Origin of the sequence: Ilumatobacter nonamiensis YM16-303 (assembly GCF_000350145.1) — a bacterium.
Classification (GTDB): Bacteria; Actinomycetota; Acidimicrobiia; order Acidimicrobiales; family Ilumatobacteraceae; genus Ilumatobacter_A; species Ilumatobacter_A nonamiensis.
Map to the genome: position 1 here is coordinate 1 of NZ_BAOL01000229.1, position 5,513 is coordinate 5,513.

The following is a 5,513-nucleotide window of genomic DNA, read 5'->3' on the forward strand; positions in this document are numbered from 1 at the left end:
GAGGCCGAGCAGGATGTGCTCGGTGCCGATGTAGCTGTGGTTGAGCAGGCGTGCTTCCTCCTGCGCGAGGACGACGACCCGGCGGGCTCTGTCGGTAAAGCGTTCGAACATGTGGCGTCCCTCTCCCTCTTCCGCGAAGGGTGTGGTGGAAACTGTGGAATCACCCTATCGGCGGGGTGTGACGGTGGCGGATCGACTCTCGTGACAGGTCTGCGTCGGAATTCTCGACCGAATCGGGAATACGCGGTCGAATCGGTCGTGGGCGAGGTTCAACCGCTGGTCATTTGCCGTTCATCCGATCCGACGTACAGTCTCGCCCGTGGCATCGGTTGGTCAGCGATCGTGGAACTGGAAGGACACCGGGATCGCCGCCGCGATGCTCGCCCCGTCGGCATTCATCCTCGGGCTGTTCATCGTGTATCCGCTCGGCCGCGCGGTGTGGCTCGGCCAGCAGCGCTGCAATGCGTTCGGTGACCAGTGCCGATCGAACGGATTCGACCAGTACCTCGACATCTTCACGTCGAACGAATTCCAGTCCGCCCTCCGGGCGACGATCATCCTCACGGTCATCACCGTTCCGCTCGGACTGTTCCTCGGTGTCGGATTGGCCGTCCTCGCCGACAAACACCTGCGCGGTGTGGGGTTCTTCCGAACCGCGTTCTCGTCGACGATCGCCACGTCGGTCGCCGTGGCCAGCTTGATGTGGTTGTTCCTGTTGCAGCCGTCGGTCGGAGCGCTCGCGAACATCGATTGGATCAACTCGCTGTTCCCGGTCATCAAGGATCCGGGCCTGCTCCAGGATCCCGACACCGCGCTGCCGTCGGTCGCGATGTCGAGCGTGTGGGCCGGACTGGGCTTCACCTTCATCCTCGTGACCGCCTCGCTCCAGGGGGTGCCCCGAGAGCTGCACGAAGCCGCCGCGGTCGACGGCGCCACCGGGACGATGCGGTTCTGGAAGATCACCGTGCCGCTGCTCGCGCCGACGCTGATCTTCGTCGTCATCGTGCTGACGACCCGCGCCTTCCAGACCTTCGGCGAGGTCGACCTGCTCACCAACGGCGGACCGCGGCCGGGCAACTCCACCACCACGATCACCTACTTCGTCTACGGCGAGGCGTCGGTGATCGCGAGCGATCCGGGCCTGCAGGCGGGCGGCGCAGTGCTGCTGTTCGTGATCCTGCTGTTCCTGTCCGGCCTCCAGTTGCGCGGACTCGGGCGAAGGACCGACCTCGGATGACCGACGTTCGCGTGCCCGCACCCGCGCCGGGCACCGCCGCGTCCGACGGCGACGAGGCCTCGAAGCCTCCTGCCTGGGGGCACCGGACCCACGCATGGGACGAGCCGCACGGCTGGCGGCGGTTCGGTCGCTACGCGCTCCTCGTCGTGATCACGGTCGCGGTCTTGTTCCCCGTGTACACAACCGTGGTGTCGGCGTTCAAGCCGAGCGACAAGTTCCTCGTCAATCCGCTGGTGCCCGACTCCTTCACGCTCGACGTGATCCGAGAGGCATGGACCTCGGGAAATCTCGGCCGCTACCTGTTCAACTCGACCGTGGTCGCGATCGCGATCACCACGGCACAGGTGGTCACCTCGTTGCTGTCGGGCTACGCGTTCGCGTATCTCCGATTCCCCGGTCGGAAGATCGTCTTCTACGCCTTCCTCGCCACGCTCCTCGTTCCGCTCGAAGCCACGGTGTTCGTCAACTTCCAGACGATCGAGAGCGGACTCACGTTGCCGTTCTCGTTGCCGTTGATCGGCGACCACATCCCGTTCGGCGGACTCAACAGCTTCCAGGCACTGATCGTCCCGTTCCTCGCGACGGCCTTCGGGACGTTCCTGATGCGCCAAGCGCTGCTCGACCTGCCGAGCGATCTGCGCGAAGCAGCGAGGCTCGACGGCATCGGCCACCTCGGCTTCATTCGCCATGTCGCGGTCCCGCTCGTGCGCCCGACGCTCGCCGCGCTCGCGTTGTTCACGTTCCTCTCGGCGTGGAACCAGTACCTGTGGCCGAGTCTGATCATCAACGAGGCCGACGCCAACACGGTGCAGAGCGGCCTGCGCGTGCTGAGCAAGTCGAACCTCGATCAGCCGAACCTCGTCATGGCCGGCACGGTGATCGCGGCGATCCCGATCCTGATCGTCCTCATCATCTTCCAGAAGCAGCTGGTCCGCGGACTCACCGCGGGAGCGGTGAAGGGCTGACCCGTGATGCGCACGACACCCGTTCGACTCGTCTCCGTTCTCACCGCTGCGGCGCTGCTCGCCGCGGCGTGCACCGGTGGCGACTCGGTGCTCGACGCCGGCAACGACGACCCACCCGAGACCGCTGCGCCGGTGACCACTCCGACCGTGAGCGAACCGAGTGGCTCCGCTCCCGACAGCGAGGTGGACAGCACGCCGGATCAGCCCGACGCGGAACCCGACGACACGGCACCGCCCGAAACGGTCGGTCCCACGACGACGATCGCTCCGCTCGCGGACCTTCCGCCGTGCCCGGTCGAGGCCCTCGACGCGGCCGACGGCCCGGTCTCGATCACCTTCTGGCACGCGATGGCGAACGAGTTGGAGACCGCGCTTGTCGATCTCGTGGCCGGATACAACTCCAGTCAGGATCGCGTGCAGGTCACGCTCCAGAACCAGACCGCCTACGAGTCGGCGATCGACAAGTACATCGCCGGCGGGGTGGGCAGCCGCCCCGACATCGTGCAGCTGCCCGAGTACGTCGTGCAGGCGTTCGCGCAGTCCGGCACGTTCGTCCCGATGCAAGCCTGCATCGAGGCGGCCGACTTCGACATGGGTCCGATCCTGCCGCGGATCGCGGACACGTACGTGTTCGAAGGCATCCAGTGGGCGATGCCGTTCAACACATCGGGTCCGGTGCTCTACTTCAACCGCCAGATGTTCGAGGCGGCGGGCCTCGATCCCGACGACCCCCCGGTCTCGCTCGAGGAGTTGCGCGCAGCATCGCAACAGCTCGTCGACAGCGGTGCAGCCGGTTTCGGTATCGCACTCGACTCGGGCCGGGACTCGGGCGGCGGCTGGTTCTTCGAGCAGTGGTTCGGTCGGGCAGGCGAGCCGTTCGCCGACAACGGCAACGGGCGCATCGCACCGGCGACCGAGGTCCTCTTCGACAACGATCTGGGCCTCGAACTCCTCACGTATCTGCAGGACATGACGGCCTCCGGGCTGGCAGTGACGGTCGGTGACAACTCGGGCGGTCAGGACACGTTCTTCAAGATGATCGCCCAGGACGCGCCGGCGGCGTCGACGATCGCGACCTCCGCGGCGATCTCGAGCGTCGTCGCGGCGCTGGGCTCGGGTGTGGCCGAGGGCCTCACCCCTGACGACATCGGCGTCGGTCCGATGCCCGGACCGAGCGACACGCCGTCCGCGCAGCCCGGTGGTGCATCGATCTGGATCCCGGCCGGCAAGAGCGACGAGGTCACCGCCGCCGCGTGGGACTTCACGACCTATCTCGCCGCTGCCCAGACTCAATCGACCTGGGCTGCCGCGACCGGGTACGTGCCGATGCGCAGCGATGCCGTCGAACTCGACCCGATCGCCGCGCTGTACGCGGCCGACCCGCGCTACCGCGTCGCCTACGACCAGCTCCTGCCCACGGTCGACGACGCCTCCGCGGTGGTGCCGGCTCTGGGTCCGCTGCGCGAGATCCGTGCGCAGACGGCCGACGCGGTGGCAGCCACCTACGCAGGCGGGAACGTCGAGCAGATCCTGGCCGATGCCGCGGCGGCATCGAACGCGCTGATCACCACCTACAACTCGCAGAACTGACGCGCTCCGGTTGGCCGGAACAGACGCCGCTGGTCAGAAGGTCAGCTGGCCGCGCAGCACGCTGTCGCCGGAGTGTTCCGGGTTGCCGTCGAGCGGCTCGTGGGAAACATCGACGACCGGGAACGCTGCAGGGTCGAGTCCGGACGGGAGCACGTAGGTCTCGTCGTCGCGCACCGGACCGAGCGACACCAATTGAGTGAGATCGGAGTTGATGAGCCACACCTCGGCGAAACCGTCGGCGTTCTCGATCCCGTCGGTGGCGAGTCGGAGTTCGAGCGTCCCGTCGTCGTCGATCAACTCCGCGGTTCCCTCGCCGGAGTCGCCCAGCTGTTCGAGGTCCACCGTGGCGACCACCTCGACGGCGGGGTCGGAACGGAGCCACACCATCGCGCCGGCCGCGACGACGAAGACAGCGGCTGCCGCAGATGCCAGCCACCAGCCGGAACGGCGCCGATCTCGTACAGCCGCCAACGAGGTCGGCGGCGGCGGAACGGCATCGTCTGACGCTGTCCGGGTCTCGTCCGGAGCCGCGACGGTCTCGTCGTCGGCGAAGACGGCCTTTTCGATGCGTGCCCAGAGCTCGGGCGGCGGACGCTCCCACTCGACCGGCTCGACCGATGCAGCGCCACCCAGCCGCCGGAGTTCGTCGAGCTCGTTCGTCGTCGGATCGTCAGGCACCGTGTCCACCGTTCGCTGGTGCGGTCGACAGCGACGTTCCGCTGTCGAGAATGGGGCGACCGCCGAGTTCGTGGCGCATGGTCTCGAGGCCTCGTCGCAGATCGCTCTTCACGGTTCCGAGCGGAAGATCGAGCTGGGCAGCGATCTCCGCGTGGGTGAGGTCGGAGTAGAAGGCGAGTTCGACGACACTCCTGGCCCGGGGCTTGAGCGACTCCACGGCTCGGGCGATCAACAGACGATCGGCCAGGTGATCCTCGGCGGAGTCCTGGTGGTCTGCGACGGTCTCCAGGGCGGTGTCGTCGACCGGAAGCGGTGTCCTCGCGATCTTGCGATGCGCGTCGAGGACGCGGAACCGAGCGATTCCGAGCAACCAGGCGCCGAACGCGCCGCGTTTCGGGTCGAAGCGTTCACGTGACCGCCACGCGCTGAGAAACGTCTCCTGCACGCAGTCGAGCGCCGTCGCGCGGTCGCGGAGCGAACGGGTGCAGTACGTGAGCACGAGCGCGCCGAACTGGTCGTAGGCCAGGCGCAGCGCGTCATCGTCTCCCTCGACCCAGCGCGCGGCGACGGCCGCGTCCGCTGCATCGCGCTCGCCGAAGTCACTGGACACGCGTCCACGGTACCCGCTGTGATTCGCGCAGAACCGTACGCGGGACGCGCGAAAGGGGCGTCGCGAGATCGGCCCGGATCGGTTCCTCATACAGCTCATCTGTCTCGACTTCGTAGCGAAGGGGTCGCCTGGATCAACTTTTCTCGAGAAATCTGCATCCGCTGGATCGAGTCGGGGCGAAGGAGCCACCGCAAGACAGAACACCCCTTCATTCCCCACACCGATCAGGAGATCATCGTGAACAAACGATTCATTCGCCTCTCAGCATCCGTCGCAGCCGTCGGCCTCGTCGTCGCGTCCTGCGGGAGCGACAGCAACGACAGCGCGAACACCGAAGCGCCGACCGAAACCGAGGCCCCGGCAGAATCTGCCGCACCGGCCGACACCGAAGCAATGGAAGAGACCGAGACGACCGAGGCGATGGAGGAGGAGG

At 67.0% G+C, this 5,513-nt stretch carries 6 protein-coding genes and 1 pseudogene; 4 read left to right on the top strand and 3 right to left on the bottom strand.

What is annotated here, in order from left to right:
* The coding region (locus ON45_RS24110) for a Clp protease N-terminal domain-containing protein (RefSeq protein ID WP_040495741.1) at positions 1-111 on the bottom strand (111 nt) is incomplete at its 3' end.
* A gap of 208 nt (positions 112-319) precedes the next feature.
* Here ON45_RS24110 and ON45_RS18000 point away from each other — a divergent pair.
* From ON45_RS18000 to ON45_RS18010, 3 genes are read left to right on the top strand one after another with little or no spacing between them, the layout of a single operon-like run.
* Positions 320-1,237 carry a carbohydrate ABC transporter permease gene (locus ON45_RS18000; protein WP_051063330.1) on the top strand — a complete coding sequence of 306 codons (918 nt, stop codon included), beginning with the start codon at positions 320-322 and terminating at the stop codon, positions 1,235-1,237.
* Positions 1,234-2,202, top strand: a complete 969-nt coding sequence (locus ON45_RS18005) for a carbohydrate ABC transporter permease (protein WP_051063331.1) — start codon at positions 1,234-1,236, stop codon at positions 2,200-2,202. Before ON45_RS18000 ends, ON45_RS18005 begins: the two co-directional genes overlap by 4 nt.
* A gap of 6 nt (positions 2,203-2,208) precedes the next feature.
* Positions 2,209-3,792: an extracellular solute-binding protein gene (locus ON45_RS18010; RefSeq protein WP_040495742.1), complete on the top strand. Its 1,584-nt coding sequence runs from the start codon at positions 2,209-2,211 to the stop codon at positions 3,790-3,792.
* Between the two features lie 33 nt (positions 3,793-3,825).
* On the opposite strand, the gene ON45_RS18015 is transcribed toward ON45_RS18010, so the two are convergent.
* Together ON45_RS18015 and ON45_RS18020 are read right to left on the bottom strand one after the other, a co-directional pair.
* Positions 3,826-4,470: an anti-sigma factor gene (locus tag ON45_RS18015; RefSeq protein ID WP_158412502.1), complete on the bottom strand. Its 645-nt coding sequence runs from the start codon at positions 4,468-4,470 to the stop codon at positions 3,826-3,828.
* Positions 4,463-5,080 (bottom strand): RNA polymerase sigma factor, encoded by a 618-nt coding sequence (locus ON45_RS18020; protein ID WP_051063333.1) that lies wholly within the window; start codon positions 5,078-5,080, stop codon positions 4,463-4,465. The genes ON45_RS18015 and ON45_RS18020 overlap by 8 nt, the downstream gene beginning before the upstream one ends.
* A gap of 237 nt (positions 5,081-5,317) precedes the next feature.
* Here ON45_RS18020 and ON45_RS18025 point away from each other — a divergent pair.
* Positions 5,318-5,513, top strand: a pseudogene (locus tag ON45_RS18025) (TRAP transporter substrate-binding protein); the annotation flags it as partial.